Annotated in this window: 14 protein-coding genes and 1 pseudogene; 5 read left to right on the forward strand and 10 right to left on the reverse strand. The window is 65.0% G+C overall.

What is annotated here, in order from left to right; all coding sequences use genetic code 11:
• The first annotated feature begins 263 nt into the window (after positions 1-263).
• Positions 264-626, forward strand: coding sequence for a VOC family protein (locus tag NOF53_RS15910; protein WP_255970380.1), 363 nt, complete (start codon positions 264-266; stop codon positions 624-626).
• A 55-nt stretch (positions 627-681) separates the two neighbouring features.
• Here NOF53_RS15910 and NOF53_RS15915 read toward each other — a convergent pair whose 3' ends face one another.
• The 5 genes from NOF53_RS15915 to NOF53_RS15935 form a co-directional block, all read right to left on the reverse strand.
• Complete coding sequence (locus tag NOF53_RS15915) at positions 682-1,014, reverse strand: hypothetical protein (RefSeq protein ID WP_255970383.1); 333 nt, start codon at positions 1,012-1,014, stop codon at positions 682-684.
• A 91-nt stretch (positions 1,015-1,105) separates the two neighbouring features.
• Positions 1,106-1,576, reverse strand: a complete 471-nt coding sequence (locus tag NOF53_RS15920; RefSeq protein ID WP_255970386.1) for a MaoC/PaaZ C-terminal domain-containing protein — start codon at positions 1,574-1,576, stop codon at positions 1,106-1,108.
• A 73-nt stretch (positions 1,577-1,649) separates the two neighbouring features.
• Complete coding sequence (locus tag NOF53_RS15925) at positions 1,650-2,963, reverse strand: type I glutamate--ammonia ligase (protein ID WP_255970389.1); 1,314 nt, start codon at positions 2,961-2,963, stop codon at positions 1,650-1,652.
• Complete coding sequence (locus tag NOF53_RS15930) at positions 2,963-3,184, reverse strand: hypothetical protein (protein ID WP_255970391.1); 222 nt, start codon at positions 3,182-3,184, stop codon at positions 2,963-2,965. Before NOF53_RS15930 ends, NOF53_RS15925 begins: the two co-directional genes overlap by 1 nt.
• Before the next feature lie 91 nt (positions 3,185-3,275).
• On the reverse strand, positions 3,276-4,454 hold the full coding sequence (locus NOF53_RS15935) for a PucR family transcriptional regulator (protein WP_255970394.1): 1,179 nt from the start codon (positions 4,452-4,454) through the stop codon (positions 3,276-3,278).
• 188 nt (positions 4,455-4,642) lie between these two features.
• Between NOF53_RS15935 and NOF53_RS15940 the strand changes: the two genes are divergently transcribed.
• Complete coding sequence (locus NOF53_RS15940; protein ID WP_305086946.1) at positions 4,643-6,394, forward strand: aldehyde dehydrogenase family protein; 1,752 nt, start codon at positions 4,643-4,645, stop codon at positions 6,392-6,394.
• A gap of 31 nt (positions 6,395-6,425) precedes the next feature.
• The gene (locus tag NOF53_RS15945) at positions 6,426-8,012 is read left to right on the forward strand and encodes a GMC family oxidoreductase (protein WP_255970400.1); all 1,587 of its coding nucleotides are present in this window, start codon (positions 6,426-6,428) and stop codon (positions 8,010-8,012) included.
• A 61-nt stretch (positions 8,013-8,073) separates the two neighbouring features.
• Here NOF53_RS15945 and NOF53_RS15950 read toward each other — a convergent pair whose 3' ends face one another.
• A complete protein-coding gene (locus NOF53_RS15950) occupies positions 8,074-8,676 on the reverse strand; it encodes a C40 family peptidase (RefSeq protein ID WP_255970403.1) in 603 nt (200 codons plus the stop codon).
• Between the two features lie 249 nt (positions 8,677-8,925).
• Here NOF53_RS15950 and NOF53_RS15955 point away from each other — a divergent pair, with 249 nt between their 5' ends.
• Positions 8,926-9,750 (forward strand): alpha/beta fold hydrolase, encoded by an 825-nt coding sequence (locus NOF53_RS15955; RefSeq protein ID WP_255970406.1) that lies wholly within the window; start codon positions 8,926-8,928, stop codon positions 9,748-9,750.
• Between the two features lie 176 nt (positions 9,751-9,926).
• On the opposite strand, the pseudogene NOF53_RS15960 reads toward NOF53_RS15955, so the two are convergent.
• The 3 genes and pseudogenes from NOF53_RS15960 to NOF53_RS15970 all read right to left on the reverse strand — a co-directional run.
• Positions 9,927-10,193: pseudogene (locus NOF53_RS15960) on the reverse strand (SDR family NAD(P)-dependent oxidoreductase); the annotation flags it as partial.
• Positions 10,190-11,134, reverse strand: a complete 945-nt coding sequence (locus tag NOF53_RS15965; RefSeq protein ID WP_308213830.1) for an alpha/beta hydrolase fold domain-containing protein — start codon at positions 11,132-11,134, stop codon at positions 10,190-10,192. The gene NOF53_RS15965 and the pseudogene NOF53_RS15960, both read right to left, overlap by 4 nt.
• Before the next feature lie 38 nt (positions 11,135-11,172).
• Positions 11,173-12,633, reverse strand: coding sequence for a flavin-containing monooxygenase (locus NOF53_RS15970; RefSeq protein WP_255970412.1), 1,461 nt, complete (start codon positions 12,631-12,633; stop codon positions 11,173-11,175).
• A 130-nt stretch (positions 12,634-12,763) separates the two neighbouring features.
• Between NOF53_RS15970 and NOF53_RS15975 the strand changes: the two genes are divergently transcribed.
• Positions 12,764-13,780: an AraC family transcriptional regulator gene (locus tag NOF53_RS15975; RefSeq protein ID WP_255970414.1), complete on the forward strand. Its 1,017-nt coding sequence runs from the start codon at positions 12,764-12,766 to the stop codon at positions 13,778-13,780.
• Between the two features lie 32 nt (positions 13,781-13,812).
• Here NOF53_RS15975 and NOF53_RS15980 read toward each other — a convergent pair whose 3' ends face one another.
• A complete protein-coding gene (locus NOF53_RS15980; RefSeq protein WP_255970416.1) occupies positions 13,813-14,664 on the reverse strand; it encodes an aminotransferase class IV in 852 nt (283 codons plus the stop codon).
• Between the last annotated feature and the right edge of the window lie 7 nt (positions 14,665-14,671).

The raw sequence follows: 14,671 nt of genomic DNA on the forward strand, positions 1-14,671 counted from the left end.
GACAATACGGCGACATCTGTTCCTCCATTTTCGAAACCCGACTGGGACATGCATTCCGCGATGCCGACCGTGATCGGGATCGTGGGAATCGGTTTCGTCAAGAATGCGGTCGCCTCGCCGCGCACACCACCCACCCTAGGGGCGCCGAAATGCCACCCGGTGACAGTTCACGATGCTGCCACGAAGTCGACTGCCGAGACTGTTCCGGAAGTCGGGTGCCCGGCGTAGCGTCACCTCCACAATGTCGACGGCAGGAGTGCTCAATGTCGGGTGAAATGTCGTTCTTCGAATTGGGTGTGACCGACGCCGAACAGGGCCGAAAGTTCTATTCGGCCCTGTTCGGCTGGCAGTTCGAACCCGGTCCAGGCGGGTCCGGATACGCGATCGACACGCCCAATGTTCCGGGCGGAATCCACGGCGGCGACCCCGGCGCGGGCCCGTATGTGTTCTTCCGGGTTACAGACCTCGACGCCGCGGTGCAGAAAGTTCTGGCCCTCGGAGGGACCGTCGATGCGGTAGACCTCGGAGAAGAGCCCGAGTCGGAGGCACGGTTCGGCCGATTCAAGCTGTGCCACGACGACCAGGGATCCGCGTTCGGCATCCACCAACCCCCGTCCGGCGCATGACGCCGCGACCCCGGCAGGGAAGCTGCCGGGGCGCGCCGGAGGTGTCGGGCTCGGGCTACGGTTCGTTCGGGGAGTCGCCGCCGCCCTCGTCACCGCTGTAGGTAGCGGGTTGCGGGATGCCGTCGTCGGGGCCGTCACACCAGTTGTCGTATTGGTTGTACGGGTCGGCTCCCCAAGCCGGGACGTTGTTCTCGTAGGGTTCTGCCCAGTCGTCGCAACCGGCCGGGCCGTACTGAGGTACTCCAGGAGGCAACGGCTGCACCACATCCGGCGCCCGCACCGGAACCACAGCCGAGTCCAGTGCATTGCCCGACGCCACACCGGTAGTTCCCCCACCGAGCGCAACCGCACACGCCGCGACCGCGGCCAATCTGATGCCGACCTTCATGACGCCTCCATAGGTAGGTGACTCTGCCCATGGGCGATACCCAAAGAATCGACAAACAATCCTCTACGGCGAAAATTTCTCGGAATTCCTGTCAGGGCCTGCTGCGCATGAACATCTCCGTGATCATCGTGAGCATCGGCTTGCCGTCCCCGTTGACGATTTCGGCGGCGGCAGTCACCAAGCCGCGCCCGCGATCGTCGAGCACGACATTGTCGATCAGCATGGTTCCGGTGAGCACCTCCCCCGGTCGGACCGGGCGGAGGAAGTTGACGTTCCGGAAGCATTTACCGGCGATCACGCTCCAGTCGTTGTAGAGACTGGTCACGGTCAACCGCTGGCAGATGGCGATCGTGTGCACACCACTAGCGATCAACCCGCCGAAGTAGCCATTCCTCGCAGAGTCGCGATCGATGTGGAACGACTGCGGATCCCACTGGTCGGCGAAGTCCACCAGTTCCTGCTCGGTCACCGTGTACGAGCCCAGCTCGAACGTGTCCCCTACTGCGAGGTCGTCTGCATAGACGACGTCGTTTCTACTGCCCACTTCATACCGTCCGATCACTCCCGCGAACCCCCGTCGAGCACAGGGGCTGCTGCCCTAGGATAGGGCTGGCCTTCAGCAGCGACTGCAGGAGCTACGACGTCCAGGCGTAACGGAAGCGTTGGACCACGTCGTCGACCGGCTTGTCGCGGTACTCGGTGTACTCGTAACCTTTGACCGCGAGCAGGGCTTCGAGGATCAGCGGGCCGAACACCTCGTTGGCGAGCCGCGACGACCGCAACCGGTCGAGCATGGCCGCCGGCTCTACCGGGAGAACCGTGACGTCGAGTTCGTGCCGTTCGGCATCCGACAGGAAGGCCGGGTTGCCGCGTACCTCGGCACCCAACGGGAGTGCGTCTCTCATTCCGGCGTACGCCGCACCGAGCACGGCAGCGCTGCTAAGGTACGGGTTCGCGGAGGGATCGATGGGCTTGACCTCGATGTTGGCACCGTGCGGATTCCCGGAAGTGTTGGCGCAGAGCCGGACCGCCGCCTCCCGGTTCTCCAATCCCCAGCAGCGGAACACGCCGGACCACCGGCCGGGATGCAGGCGCAGATGCGACAGCGCCGACCCGGCGAGCACGGGCATGAAGTCGGGCAGCGCCCCGAGGATTCCGGCGACGGCCGCGGCACCAGACGACGTGAGACCGCACTGCCCGTCGCCGCCCGACAGGATCGGGACTCCGCCTCGGGAGAACGAAACATGTAGATGCGCCCCATTACCGGAACCGCCCAGAACGGGCATCGGTGAGAACGACGCTCGCAATCCGTGCGTGCGGGCAACACGGCTGACGATTGCGCGTGCCAATACCGCTTCATCCGCTGCCTTCACGGGGTCGGCGGGCGCGAGGGACACCTCGAACTGGTTCGGCCCGTACTCGGCGTGAACCTGTTCGACGGCAAGGTCCGCGGTCGACGCCGCGGCGAGGATGTCCCTGAGAAATGTCTCCTGCGCGAGGACGACGGTCAGACCGTAGGCAGCCCAGTTCTCTTGGTGCACCGCGTCGAACACGGTGAACTCGATCTCGGAACCGACGAGCGCGTCCGTTCCGGCTGCCGCCAATTGCCGCGTCACGCGGTCCAGCGTTCCGCGGGTGCACGCCGCCGATGGTGTTCCGTCCTGCTCGACGAGGTTCGCCGGCGCCCAGTACGTGCCGTTGCCGAGGTTCCGCACATCGTCGCGGTCGATGCGGAGCCGAAGATCGCCGGTGACGGAGAAGGAGGGTGTGAACGCGAGATGGTCGTCGACGCAGAACACATTCCAGCTCGGTGACGCCCCTGCCCCCGATTCGGCGAAGGCCGACAACCGGGAGAGCGGAAGCACTTTGGCCCGCGAGACGCCAGCCATGTCGACGATCGATCCGACGACGCGGTCCGAGGGTGCACCGGTTTCCTCTTCGGCGGGCATCAGGCACTCGTGGTGGTGCGGGACAGGAAACCGAGGACGCTCGGTGCTGCAACGCGTTGTGCCCGCGTCTGCCAGATGCCGCGGAGTTCCTCGTGTCCTCGCTCGCGCCGCGCCCGAAGTGCGGTGGCCGTGAAGCCGCCGGCGACTGCAGCGCCGAACCCGGTGTTGCCCACGAGAAACCGGTGGACGATCCATGGCGCAAATCCGATGACGAATCCCATTGCACTGCCCCAACTGCCCTGACATCCCCGGGCTGACGACAACCGACTGGCATTTATTGTCGGGCTTACGGAGAGTTCAGGAACTGGATTTTCAGGAACCGAGCAGTTGATGCGCCCGTAAGCCGACGTAGAGTTCGGCGGCGTCGATGGGGTCCGTGAAGTCACGCCCGGTGAGGGTGTGAATTCTGCGCAACCGGTACAGCACGGTGTTGCGGTGGTAGTGCAGTTGCTCGGCAGCCGAGGTGGTGGAGCCGTGGCAGGCGAACCACGCGTCGAGCGTCGTGAGGAGACTCTGCTTTTCCTCCGGCGGTAATGCCAGCACTGGCCCGAGAATCTGACCCGCCACGAGCTTGCCCGCTTCCGGCACGCTGACCAGCAGTAGCGAGACGGGCACGGACTCGTATCGCGTGACCGTGCGACCGCCGTGTCCTGCGCACCGGCGGGCGATGCGGGCCTGCTCGACGGCAGAACTGGTTCCCCCCGGCCGGGAGAAGGTGGAGCTGACGCCGACCCGGGCATCGGTGCGGCCGAGAAGCGCGAGTGCTGCCTCGACGAAGCCGGTGGCGGACGCCCACAACAACCCGATTCTGCCGTCGACCTCCGTGTCCCACACGGACTCGACGCCCACGGCGCGCAGTTCGGTCTCCATCCTGTCCACCGAGGACGGTGACGCCGCCGAGTCGATCGACACGACCACGAAGGTGCTGAGCTCGGGGATGCGGAACGTGCGCAGGGCGTCGGCAGCTCCGGCCGGGTTCACCGAGTGCTCACCGAACAGTGTTCTCACGAGCCGGCCGCGCGACTCGGCGTCTTCCCGCGCACGCATGTCAGCGGTTTCCCGGTAGGCCTCCGCAGCACTGTCCGAGTACACGTCCACCAACGCCCACACCTGCGCTGCCATGTCGAGGAGCGCGTTGGTGGCCCGCCCGTCCGAGCGGTCCATCAGCTCGTCCCAGATCAACCGGCCGCCCAGCCGGAATGCGTGCAGTAACGCCGCGAGCGGCACACCCTGTTCTGCCTTCAGCCGGCCGGCCGCCCGGGCCGCCTCCAAGCGGATCGGCGCGATGCCGGCGAGGTTGCCGAGCATCGCGGTCAAGTTGTCCAGGCAGGCCCCGTACAGCTGCTCCGGGGTGAGCAACGTCGCCTCGATGTAGCCGTGCTCGGCCGACAGGATTCTTTCGGTGAGCGCCTGGGACAACCCGTTCACCGATTCGAGCATCTCGCCCAGGAGATCGGTGGGCGACGGCGCGATGTCCGGACTGGCAACCATTCGGCAAGACTAACGACCGGCCGTCATCTCCGCCACACCCTCTTTGTGCGACCGCATAGGGGCAAAGCGGACATTGCCAGCCGCTGCCTATGGCGCAGCAGCCCGAGATGCGACGAGAATCACAGTCCTACGCCACAGCTGCTTCAGTGTCCGTGGCGAGATTCTCCATGTAGTCGACCCGAGCGGAGATGTCCACAGTGAGCACTTCAGACCCCGAGGCCACTCCCCACCCCTCCGACGCGCCCGAGCACGCGGCCGTCGACGCAGCCCTCGCCGACCTGGCCGAAGGCGAGAAGACCTGGGCTGACCTTTCCCTGTCCGACCGACGGAAGCTTCTCGACAAAGTCCACGACCTCACCGTGCAGCACGCAGCCGACTGGGTGGACGCCGCCGTCTCGATCAAAGGCCTCGACCCGAAGTCGCCGCTGGTCGGCGAGGAATGGATGTCCGGCCCGTACTCCGTCGCGACCGCCACCGCGGCGCTGTCCGCCAGCCTGGCCGAACTCGACGGGGGCGGCAGCCCGCTGGACGACGCCACCTTCGGGACGGCCCCAGGGAACCGCACCACCGTCAAGGTCCTTCCCCTCACCATTTTCGACAAGCTGCTCCTCAGTGGATTCAGCGCCGAGGTGTGGTTGCAGCCGGGAATCGATCGTGCAGCGGCACAGCGTGACGCCGGGTTGGCCCAGCGAGACCCGTCGCACACCCAGGGCATCGGTGTCGTGCTCGGCGCCGGCAACATCACCTCCATCGCCCCGCTGGACACGCTCTACGAATTGATCGCCCACAACCGCGTCGTCGCCCTCAAGCTCAATCCCATTACCGACCCGTTGCTGCCGGTCCTCACGCGTGTGCTCGAGCCACTGATCTCCGTGGGCGCCGTCCGGCTGCTCACCGGAGGCGCGGACGTCGGAACCTATCTTGTGCACCACCAGCAGGTCGATCACGTCCATATGACGGGTAGCGCGCTCACCCACGATGCGATCGTCTTCGGCACCGGCGAGGAAGGCGCGAGGCGTAAGGCCGCGAACGAGCCGATCCTCGGAAAGGAGATCTCGAGCGAACTCGGTGGCGTGTCGCCCACCATCGTGCTGCCCGGTGAATGGAGCCGTGCCGACATCAAGTTCCAGGCCGAGCACATTGCCACCCAACGACTGCACAACGGCGGCTACAACTGTGTCGCAGCACAGGCGGTCGTGATTTCGTCGGAATGGAAGCAACGCGACGAATTCCTCGCCGCCTTGCGCGACGCCCTCGACCGAGCACCCGACCGCTCGGCGTACTACCCGGGCAGTGACGACCGTGTCGCCGGGGCCACAGCGTCGTTCCCCAAGGCGGAACGCCTGGGCAACAACGGCGGGCGCGTGCTGGTGACGAACCTCGATCCCGGCGAATACGAGCCGTTGCTGCAGACGGAGTACTTCGCCCCCGTGCTCGGCGTGATCGACCTTCCGTACCAGGGAAGCGAATTCGCGACCCGCGCCGCACAGTTCGTGAACGACGACTTCATCGGCACGCTCGGGGTGAACATCGTCGCGACACCGCAGACCATCCGCTCGATGGGTTCGGCATTCGACTCCTTCGTGGAAAGTCTGCGGTACGGAACCATCGCCATCAACGCCTGGACCGGCGTGGGATACCTGACCGCGACCGCCACCTGGGGCGCGTTCCCCGGCCACACGGTGAACGACGTCCAGAGCGGCATCGGCGTGGTCCACAACGCGCTGCTGATCGACCGACCCGAACGCACAGTGGTGCGCGGGCCGTTCCGTCCGTCACCGCGGTCGGTGATGAAGCGGGAGCTGTCCATCTCCCCCAAGCCGCCGTGGTTCGTGAACAACCGCACCGCCGCCACCACGGGGCGTCTGCTGACCGCCTTCGCCGGTGCGCCGTCGTGGACCCGGCTCCCTGCCATCTTCGCGTCCGCGCTGCGTGGCTGACTCACCGCTGTCGTCAACTGGAGAGGAACGAATGAAACAGACACCGTCGGTGGCGGACTACGTCGTGGTGGGGGCGGGTTCGGCGGGCGCCGCGCTGGCCGAACGCCTCAGTGCCGATTCGCGGAACGCAGTGGTGGTTCTCGAGGCCGGCCCCGAGGACAAGAACAAGTTTGCACACATCCCCGCCGCCTTCTCCAAGTTGTTCCGCAGCGAGGTGGATTGGGACTACCTCACGGAACCACAGGACACCCTCGGGGGCCGCGAAATCTATTGGCCCCGCGGCAAAATGCTCGGTGGGTCCTCGTCGATGAACGCGATGATGTGGGTGCGTGGTTTCGCCGCCGACTACGACGAGTGGGCGGAACTCGCCGACGAGTCGTGGTCGTTCCGGGAGGTGGTCAAGTACTTCCGGCGCATCGAAAGAGTGGAAGGCGCCTCCGAGGCCGACTGCGGCATCGAAGGCCCGATCAGCGTGTGCCATCAACGGAGCCCGCGCGCATCGACGGGAGCCTTCCTCGACGCCGCTCGTGAAACCGGGTACCCCGTGGAGCGAGCGAACACCGCTCGGCCCGAGGGTTTCTCGCAGACGATGGTCACGCAGAAGCGGGGTGCCCGGTGGAGCACCGCCGACGCCTACCTCCGGCCCGCGATGAAACGGAAGAACCTCACCGTGGTGACCGAGGCGCTGGCCACCCGCGTTCTGTTCGACGGATCCGCGGCGGTCGGCGTCGAATACGAGCAGGGTGGTGCACGCCACACCGTCCGGGCTGCGAAAGAGGTGATCCTCGCCGGTGGGGCAATCAACACGCCACAACTCCTGATGCTGTCCGGTGTCGGTGACGAACAGCAGTTGCGCGAGCACGGCATCACCGTGCAACATCACCTTCCCGAGGTCGGGAAGAACCTGGCCGACCACCTCGTGTCGTTCCTCGGGTACAGCGTGGATGCGGATTCGCTGTTCGCGGCGGAGAAGATTCCCGAACTGATCAACTACCTCACGCGCCGACGCGGCATGCTCACGTCCAATGTCGCGGAGGCTTACGGCTTCGTGCGGAGCCGGGACGACCTGCCGCTCCCCGATCTCGAGATGATCTACGGCCCCGCACCGTTCTTCGATGAGGGACTCATCCCCGCCACCGGCCACGCGGCCGTCATCGGCACTATCCTGGTGAAGCCCGAGAGTCGCGGCCATATCTCCCTGCGGTCGGCGGACCCCGCGGCAAAACCGATCATCGATCCCCGCTACCTCAGTGATGCCGAGGGCGTGGACCGAAGGGCGATGCTCGAAGGGCTTCGCCTGTGCGATTCCCTCGCCTCAGCTCCCGCACTGAAGGCGAAGCTGGGCAACCTGATTCGTCCGGCGGTCACACCGGATACTCCTCTCCCGGAGATACTGGACCGTGCCCTCGCCGAGAATGCCCACACGCTCTACCACCCCGTGGGGACCTGCCGGATGGGCAAAGACTCCGCCAGCGTGGTCACTCCGGATCTGCGGGTGCGGGGAGTCGAACGACTGCGCGTCGCCGATGCGTCGATCATGCCCACGATCATCCGGGGGCACACCCACGCACCCGCGGTGCTCATCGGTGAACGTGCCGCCGACCTCATAGGGCGCTAGCGCCCTGTGAGTGGTTAGCGAGTGCGGAGACTCGCTAACCACTCACAGGCGGAGGAGCCGCCTAGTATCGCCGCGCCGAGTGGAACGGCATCGAATCGAGCGGCGCCTGCTTCACCGGCTGGCCTGCGCTGGGGGCATGAACCACCATGCCGTTTCCGGCGAACATCCCGACGTGGGACGCCCCGTAGAAGAGCACCAGATCGCCCGGCTGCAGGTTTCCCTTGGCGACGGGTGTGCCGCCGTTCACCTGGTCGTAGGTGGTGCGCGGGATCGAGACGCCCGCCTGCTTGTACGCCCACTGCATCAGCCCCGAGCAATCGAACGAGTTCGGTCCGGTGGCGCCCCACACGTACGGTGAGCCGATCTTCGACTCGGCGGCCGCCAATGCCTGCGCTCCACGGGTGGACGGCAGGGCGGGAGCCGGCGGCAAGGCAGGGAGCAGGTTCGACGGTGGCGCGGGGTTCGGTGCCGGCGCCTGCGGCGCAGGTGGCAGAGGCGGTAGACCCGGTACTTCGAACGTCCCAATACCTGGGATGGTGATCGGCTCCGCTGCAGCGGGGGCAGCGGGGAGCATGAATGCTCCCAACCCCACCGCGGTGGCAACCAGAACGCCACCGGTCGAAATCTGCAGACGATTGCCCCGACGCAATCTATGCTTGGCCATTGAGCTGAGTCCTTCATTCACTCGGTGTCCGACGGCTTTCGTGCCGGTCGAACGAGACGTTTTATAACATCGCGGTCACGGACTCAGCGGACAACGGCCGAATGGCCCATATGCATACCTACTTTCATGAAAACGGGTACGTAACGGGGCGATAACGAACAAACCGGTCGCCACGAAAGATCGAAATACGTATGTCTCCCGGTAGATCGGCCGTTACCGCCGGCACGTGTGTCGGACACGCTGTGGACCGTGTCACTGATCCAGAACTCAGAACCCGAGATCCTCGAGCGACTCGCAGATCCGACGGCCTCGACCCTCACCGTTGTGGGGCAGGGTCCGCCCCTCGTCTTCCTCCATGGATGGGGACTGACCCCGCGGGTGTACGGCCGCAGCCTCTCGACTCTCGTCCGGCAGGGACATCGTGTCGTCACACCCACCCTTCCCGGATTCGGGGGGACTCCCGATCATCCGCCGGAGGCGCGTAGTTTCGCGGGCTACGCCGCCTGGCTCGGACGGTTTCTCGACTCGGCGGGAATCAGCGAGCCGGTGACCCTGGTCGGTCATTCCTTCGGCGGTGGTGTCGCGATTCAGGCCGCCCACGACCTACCGGAGCGGATAGCACGAGTGGTTCTGGTCAACTCCGTCGGCGGCGGAGCATGGTCTGCCGCCGACGGTCGGGCGATCCAGCACATAGGTGAGAGACCACTGTGGGATTGGGGCGCTTCGGCCCTGGGCGAGGCGCTGTCGATCTGGTCGATCGTCCACACCGCGGCATCGCTCGTCAACGGCTTCATACCCAATACATTGCGCGATCCAGGTGCGGTGTGGCGGACGGCACATCTCGCTCGCCGCGCGGATTTGCGTGACGAGCTCAGCACTCTCGCGGACCGAGGTCTGCCAGTCACGTTGCTGTGGGGCCGCGGAGACCGCACGATCCCGGCTGCCAGCTTCGAGTCGCTGCGGACGGCGCTCCGCAATCCACCGGTTCTCACGGTGACGGGCGGCCACGGTTGGCTGATACATGACCCCACCGCGTTCGCCGCCGCGATAGGCAGGGCGCTCCGTGCCCCGTGAGTGGTCAACGAGTGCAGAGGCTCGTCAACCGCTCACGGGCGGCGAAGCCGCCTCGGCAACGGCGGCAGTTCCAGGTTGTCGCGGAAAGTGCCGCCGACGACGAAGTCGCGAGTGCGTTCGTCGGCCAGCCCGCCGAGTGAGAGCACATCGAGCACGCCAGTCGGTTTGTCGAGCGTGTTGTAGAGCTGGTGAACGGTGCCGAAATGCGGGACACCATCATCGGCGTAGGCCAGCACGGTCTCCCGTTCGGCGACATCGAGTCGGTCGGATTTCACGTCCGCGCCGAGCGCTCTGGCCTGACGGACGGTGTCGGCAAGACCCACGGAGTCGACGTCGGAGAGGGCCAGCTTTGCGCCTCGCCTCGCGAGATCGAGGGCGAGGGCGCGGCCGATGCCCGATCCTGCTCCGGTGATGACGGCGACCTTGTCTTCGAACGTGCTCATGTGGATGCGACCTTTGTATTGTCCGGGTGGGCCAGGAGGAGTTCGGTCGTCACGATGTGACGGCCCAGCGCTGCGCCGAGGTCAGCGACCGCTTCACGGGCCTCGGCGAGGATGCTGACCTGGAGATGGAAGTCGTGCCAGAGCGTGTCGAAGCGGCGGTGGTCGACGCTGCCCGCGACAGCCACGAGGGCCGCTTCGATCCTGTCCGCGTCGACAGAGATGGGATCGTCGCCAGCGGTGTGGATGACGATGGGCGGCAATCCGGTCAGGTCTCCGTGGACCGGTGAGATTCCCGGTGTTCTCGGATCGTGGTTTCCGGCATAGCGCCGAGCCCATTCGGCCGTCATGGACGGAAGGATCAGAGGATCGCGCAGGGCCGGCCGCAGTTCGTCGACGTCAATCGCCAGGTCTGCCCAGGGAGAAATCAACCCGAGCGCTGCGGGGGCGGCGATTCCGTGATCGCGCAGTGTCATTGCCATTGCAAGCGTCAGTCCACCACCCGCGGAGTCACCGGCGATGACAGTGGTTTCCGGATCGAGCCCATCGTCGATCAGCTGGGAGTAGACCGCGACTACCTCCTCGAGTGCGATCGGATATCGCGCTGCCGGGGAGCGTGAGTAATCCGGGATCACCGCTGCCATTCCCGCGGCTGCGGCGAGATGTGCGACGAGGCCTCGGTATCCTTTCGCGCTGCCGAGCGCGTATCCGCCGCCGTGGAGGTAGATCAACGTTCCGCGAATTCGGGGGTGCGGTGGCAGCACTCGCTCGACCGGCACGCCCGCGATCGTGACGCGCTCGAACCGGGTACCCCGCGGCGGACGTGCGGCCCCGGTAACCATCTCGACCATGCGGCGCTTCACCCCGACGGACACGCGACGGGACGCGAACAGGGGCCGCGAGCTGCGCAGGCCTGCCCTGATGATGCTTCGCCTGATGTTCATGACGACCTTTTCGGACGAGCGTGGGAGGACCGGCGTACTCATGCCGACGCCTCAAAGCGCAGCAGGCCGTCGCAGATGGGGTCGTCAAGAAGCATCTTGGTGTCCTTTTCGTAGTTCATGAGGACCTTCCACGGTTCACGCGACCCCTGGCGGGGCATGACGGCCTTGGCGCGCTGCACGTATCCGGACTGCAGCTCGTCGAGCATGCCGACGTCCAACGCGGAATTCTCGACGTCGCGGGGAGTTGCGACGGTGTGGCCGCCCTCGTCCATGTGCCGCAGCAACCGGCACAGGTAGGCGCCCGCAATGTCGGACTTGAGAGTCCATGACGCATTGGTGTACCCGAACACCCACGCCAGGTTCGGAATCCCCTCGACGAGCACACCCTTGTAGGTCATCTGCTCGTGCAGCTCCCGCGCTTCGCCGTCCACCGACAACGTCATTCCGCCGAGCATCTGAATGTTCAGGCCGGTGGCGGTGACGATGATGTCCGCCTCCAGTTCCCGTCCGGACTCGAGCGCGATGCCGGTTTCGGTGAAGGTGTCGATGTGGTCGGTGACGATCGACGCCTCACCGGACGCCAGTACCTTGAAGAGATTGCCGTCCGGTACGGCGCACAACCGCTCGTCCCACGGCATGTAGCTCGGGGTGAAGTGACTCATGTCGAAACCGGGGCCGACGCGGCGCCGCACCTGCCAAAGCAGAAATCGGCGCATCTGCCGCGGCCAGCGCCGGCACGCCCGGTAGAGCCCGCGCTGGACGGCGATGTTGCGCTTGCGGCCGGACGAGTACACCCACTTGTCGGGCAGGAATCGACCCAGGACCTGGGAAATCTTGTCGAGAGCCGGCACGGAGAAGATGTACGACGGCGAGCGTTGCAGCATGGTCACGTGCTCGGCGTCCCCCGCCATCGACGGGACCACGGTGACGGCGGTGGCGCCGCTGCCGATCACCACGACCTTCTTGCCGGTGTAATCGAGATCTTCCGGCCAATGCTGCGGATGGACACACCGCCCCTCGAATTTGTCCAGGCCCGGAAAGTCGGGAAGGTGGCCGGCGTCGTAGTCGTAGTAGCCGGTACAGCTGACCAGGAAGCCACAGGTGTAGGTCCGAGTCTCACCGCTGGCCTCGTGCAGGGCAGTCACCGTCCAGCGCCCCGCGGTCGTCGACCACTCTGCCGCGACGATTTTCACGCCGTAATGGACCTTCCGGTCGATGCCGTACTCACGCGCCGTGTCGGCGATGTACTCGCGGATCGACGCACCATCGGCAAGCACCTTCGAGTCGTTCCACGGACGGAACTTGTAGCCGAAGGAGTACATGTCGGAATCCGAACGAATACCCGGATACCGAAACAGATCCCACGTGCCGCCCAATCGCTCCCGGCGCTCCAGCACGGCGATGGTCTTGTTCGGGAACTCGGCGCTCACCTGGCAGGCCGTGCCGATGCCGGACAGACCGGCACCGATGATCAGGACATCGAAATGAGTGGTGTTCATGACTTCCTCGGGCTCCTGCGTCCTGCACCCGCAGAACGTCGTAGCATCAAGAATGGTCGTGAGCCACGTCACACGTCTTGACATTTCCGGACACGGTTTTAGCATTTGCCGACAGGCGAAAGTTGGTTCGATGGGCAGCTTGATCCGCGCCACGAATTTGTGGGGGTACAGCGACCTGATCAGGGAGCTCGGTGCCGACCCCGCGCCCTTCCTGTCGCGCTTTCACATCCCGCCCGGGGTCGAGTATCAGGAGGACGCCTTCATCTCGTTCGGGCCGTTCGCCCGCCTGCTCGAGGCCTCCGCCGCCGACCTCGGGTGCGACGACTTCGGACTTCGACTCTCCCGCTGGCAGGGGCTGGACGTGCTCGGACCGATCGCAGTGATCGCGCGCAACTCTCAGACCCTTCGAGGAGGGTTGGAGGCGATCGGGCGCTACCTGTATGTCCATTCGCCGGCCCTGAGACTGAGCGTGACACAGCCCACGGCGGAGTCCGATCTGCGGTTCACCTTCCACATCGCCGAACCCCACCTCGGCGATGTGCCCCAGGGGTACGAGCTGAGCCTGGCCAATGGTGTGCGCATGATTCACCTTTTGGGAGGACCGACGGCACGCCCCCGCGCGATCTATTTCCAGCACCACCAACTGGGCTCGGACGCGGCGTACACCGAAACGCTGGGTTGCCCCGTGCTCTTCGGTCAAACATGGTGCGGGTTCGGACTATCCCCGGAGCTGGCCGATCGACGAATCGAGAGCGCGGACCCGGAAGCCAGACGCATCGCCACCAAATACCTCGAGTCGCACTACCTGCCGAACACCGTGACACTGTCCGAACGTGTCACCGAGTTGATCCGGCGCCTTCTGGCTACCGGGCTCTGCAACGCGGAGACCATCGCCGACCAGCTGTCGATGCACCCCCGAACCCTGCAACGGCGCCTGGCCTCCGAGGGGGTGCGATGCCAGGATCTCATCGAGCGGGAACGGCGGGACCAAGCAGCAAAGTACCTCGCCGAACCAGCCTTACACCTCAGCCAGATCGTGGGCCTGCTCGGCTACACCGAGCAAAGCACCCTCAACCGCTCCTGTCGCCGATGGTTCGGCAAGACCCCGAGACAGTACCGGGCGGACATGACGTCGCTGGTCCGGTGAAGACGGGGACCGCGAGTCAAGGGCTCTGGCGTTCACGGCGCCGATCTCCTGTTCGTCAGGTTGTGATACTCGGTTGCGAGCGCGCCCACCAAGGCGCTTGTCTTGTACCGGATCTCGTCGATCTGAGAGATTCTCGTGATTTCCATCGCAGTGCCACACAAAAATGCGCCATCGAATGATTCGAGCTCGGTGTATGAAATGTCACGCTCGGTGACCGACACGTTCAGTCGCGGACACAGATCGTCGATGATCACCCTTCTGGTAATCCCGGCGAGGGCCAAGTCCGTGGTGGGCGTGAACAAGTCGTCCCCTTTGATGAAAAACACGTTCGAACCACTCGACTCACACACGGTGTCGGTTGTCGAAAGGAAGATTACGTCGTCATAGCCGACGGCCTTTTGATGGTAGCTCAAATAGCTCAAGGCGTAAGTCGACGATGTTTTCGCCTGATACGGGTGACACGACGCAGGCGCGCGCCTCCATGTTGCCGTAGCAAGCCGATAAGGCTCTGATGCAGATTTCGAGGGAAAGGGTAGGGCAATGGCGACTACCTTGCTGGAGCAGCCTTGCGCCTTGAAGCTGACATCTGAATCGTCGTAGAAAACCAGGAACTTTATGTATGCGTCGGCCAGCTTGTTCACTTTCAGTAGCTCGTAGCACAAATTGGTCAGGTCTGCATTCGAATATGGCACCGTATGCCCGAACACGTCGGCGGACCGTCGCAACCTTTCCACGTGGTCTTCACATTTGAAGATGTTTCCGCCGTAGCTACGGATTCCCTCGAACACCGAGGTCCCATACGACAACGAATGAGTGGCGGGGGACAGACTCATCTCGTCACATCGGACGAAGCTGCCGTCCGCCCAGGCAATATCGCTGATCATATCGTCG

Origin of the sequence: Rhodococcus tibetensis, from assembly GCF_024438035.1 — a bacterium.
Taxonomy (GTDB): domain Bacteria; phylum Actinomycetota; class Actinomycetes; order Mycobacteriales; family Mycobacteriaceae; genus Rhodococcus_F; species Rhodococcus_F tibetensis.

Coding starts and splice junctions, on each gene's coding strand:
- NOF53_RS15910 (WP_255970380.1), top strand. CDS start 264: ATGTCGGGTGAAATGTCGTTCTTCGAATTGGGTGTGACCGACGCCGAA.
- NOF53_RS15915 (WP_255970383.1), bottom strand. CDS start 1,014: ATGAAGGTCGGCATCAGATTGGCCGCGGTCGCGGCGTGTGCGGTTGCG.
- NOF53_RS15925 (WP_255970389.1), bottom strand. CDS start 2,963: ATGCCCGCCGAAGAGGAAACCGGTGCACCCTCGGACCGCGTCGTCGGA.
- NOF53_RS15930 (WP_255970391.1), bottom strand. CDS start 3,184: ATGGGATTCGTCATCGGATTTGCGCCATGGATCGTCCACCGGTTTCTC.
- NOF53_RS15935 (WP_255970394.1), bottom strand. CDS start 4,454: ATGGTTGCCAGTCCGGACATCGCGCCGTCGCCCACCGATCTCCTGGGC.
- NOF53_RS15940 (WP_305086946.1), top strand. CDS start 4,643: ATGTCCACAGTGAGCACTTCAGACCCCGAGGCCACTCCCCACCCCTCC.
- NOF53_RS15945 (WP_255970400.1), top strand. CDS start 6,426: ATGAAACAGACACCGTCGGTGGCGGACTACGTCGTGGTGGGGGCGGGT.
- NOF53_RS15950 (WP_255970403.1), bottom strand. CDS start 8,676: ATGGCCAAGCATAGATTGCGTCGGGGCAATCGTCTGCAGATTTCGACC.
- NOF53_RS15965 (WP_308213830.1), bottom strand. CDS start 11,134: ATGAACATCAGGCGAAGCATCATCAGGGCAGGCCTGCGCAGCTCGCGG.
- NOF53_RS15970 (WP_255970412.1), bottom strand. CDS start 12,633: ATGAACACCACTCATTTCGATGTCCTGATCATCGGTGCCGGTCTGTCC.
- NOF53_RS15975 (WP_255970414.1), top strand. CDS start 12,764: ATGGGCAGCTTGATCCGCGCCACGAATTTGTGGGGGTACAGCGACCTG.
- NOF53_RS15980 (WP_255970416.1), bottom strand. CDS start 14,664: ATGATCAGCGATATTGCCTGGGCGGACGGCAGCTTCGTCCGATGTGAC.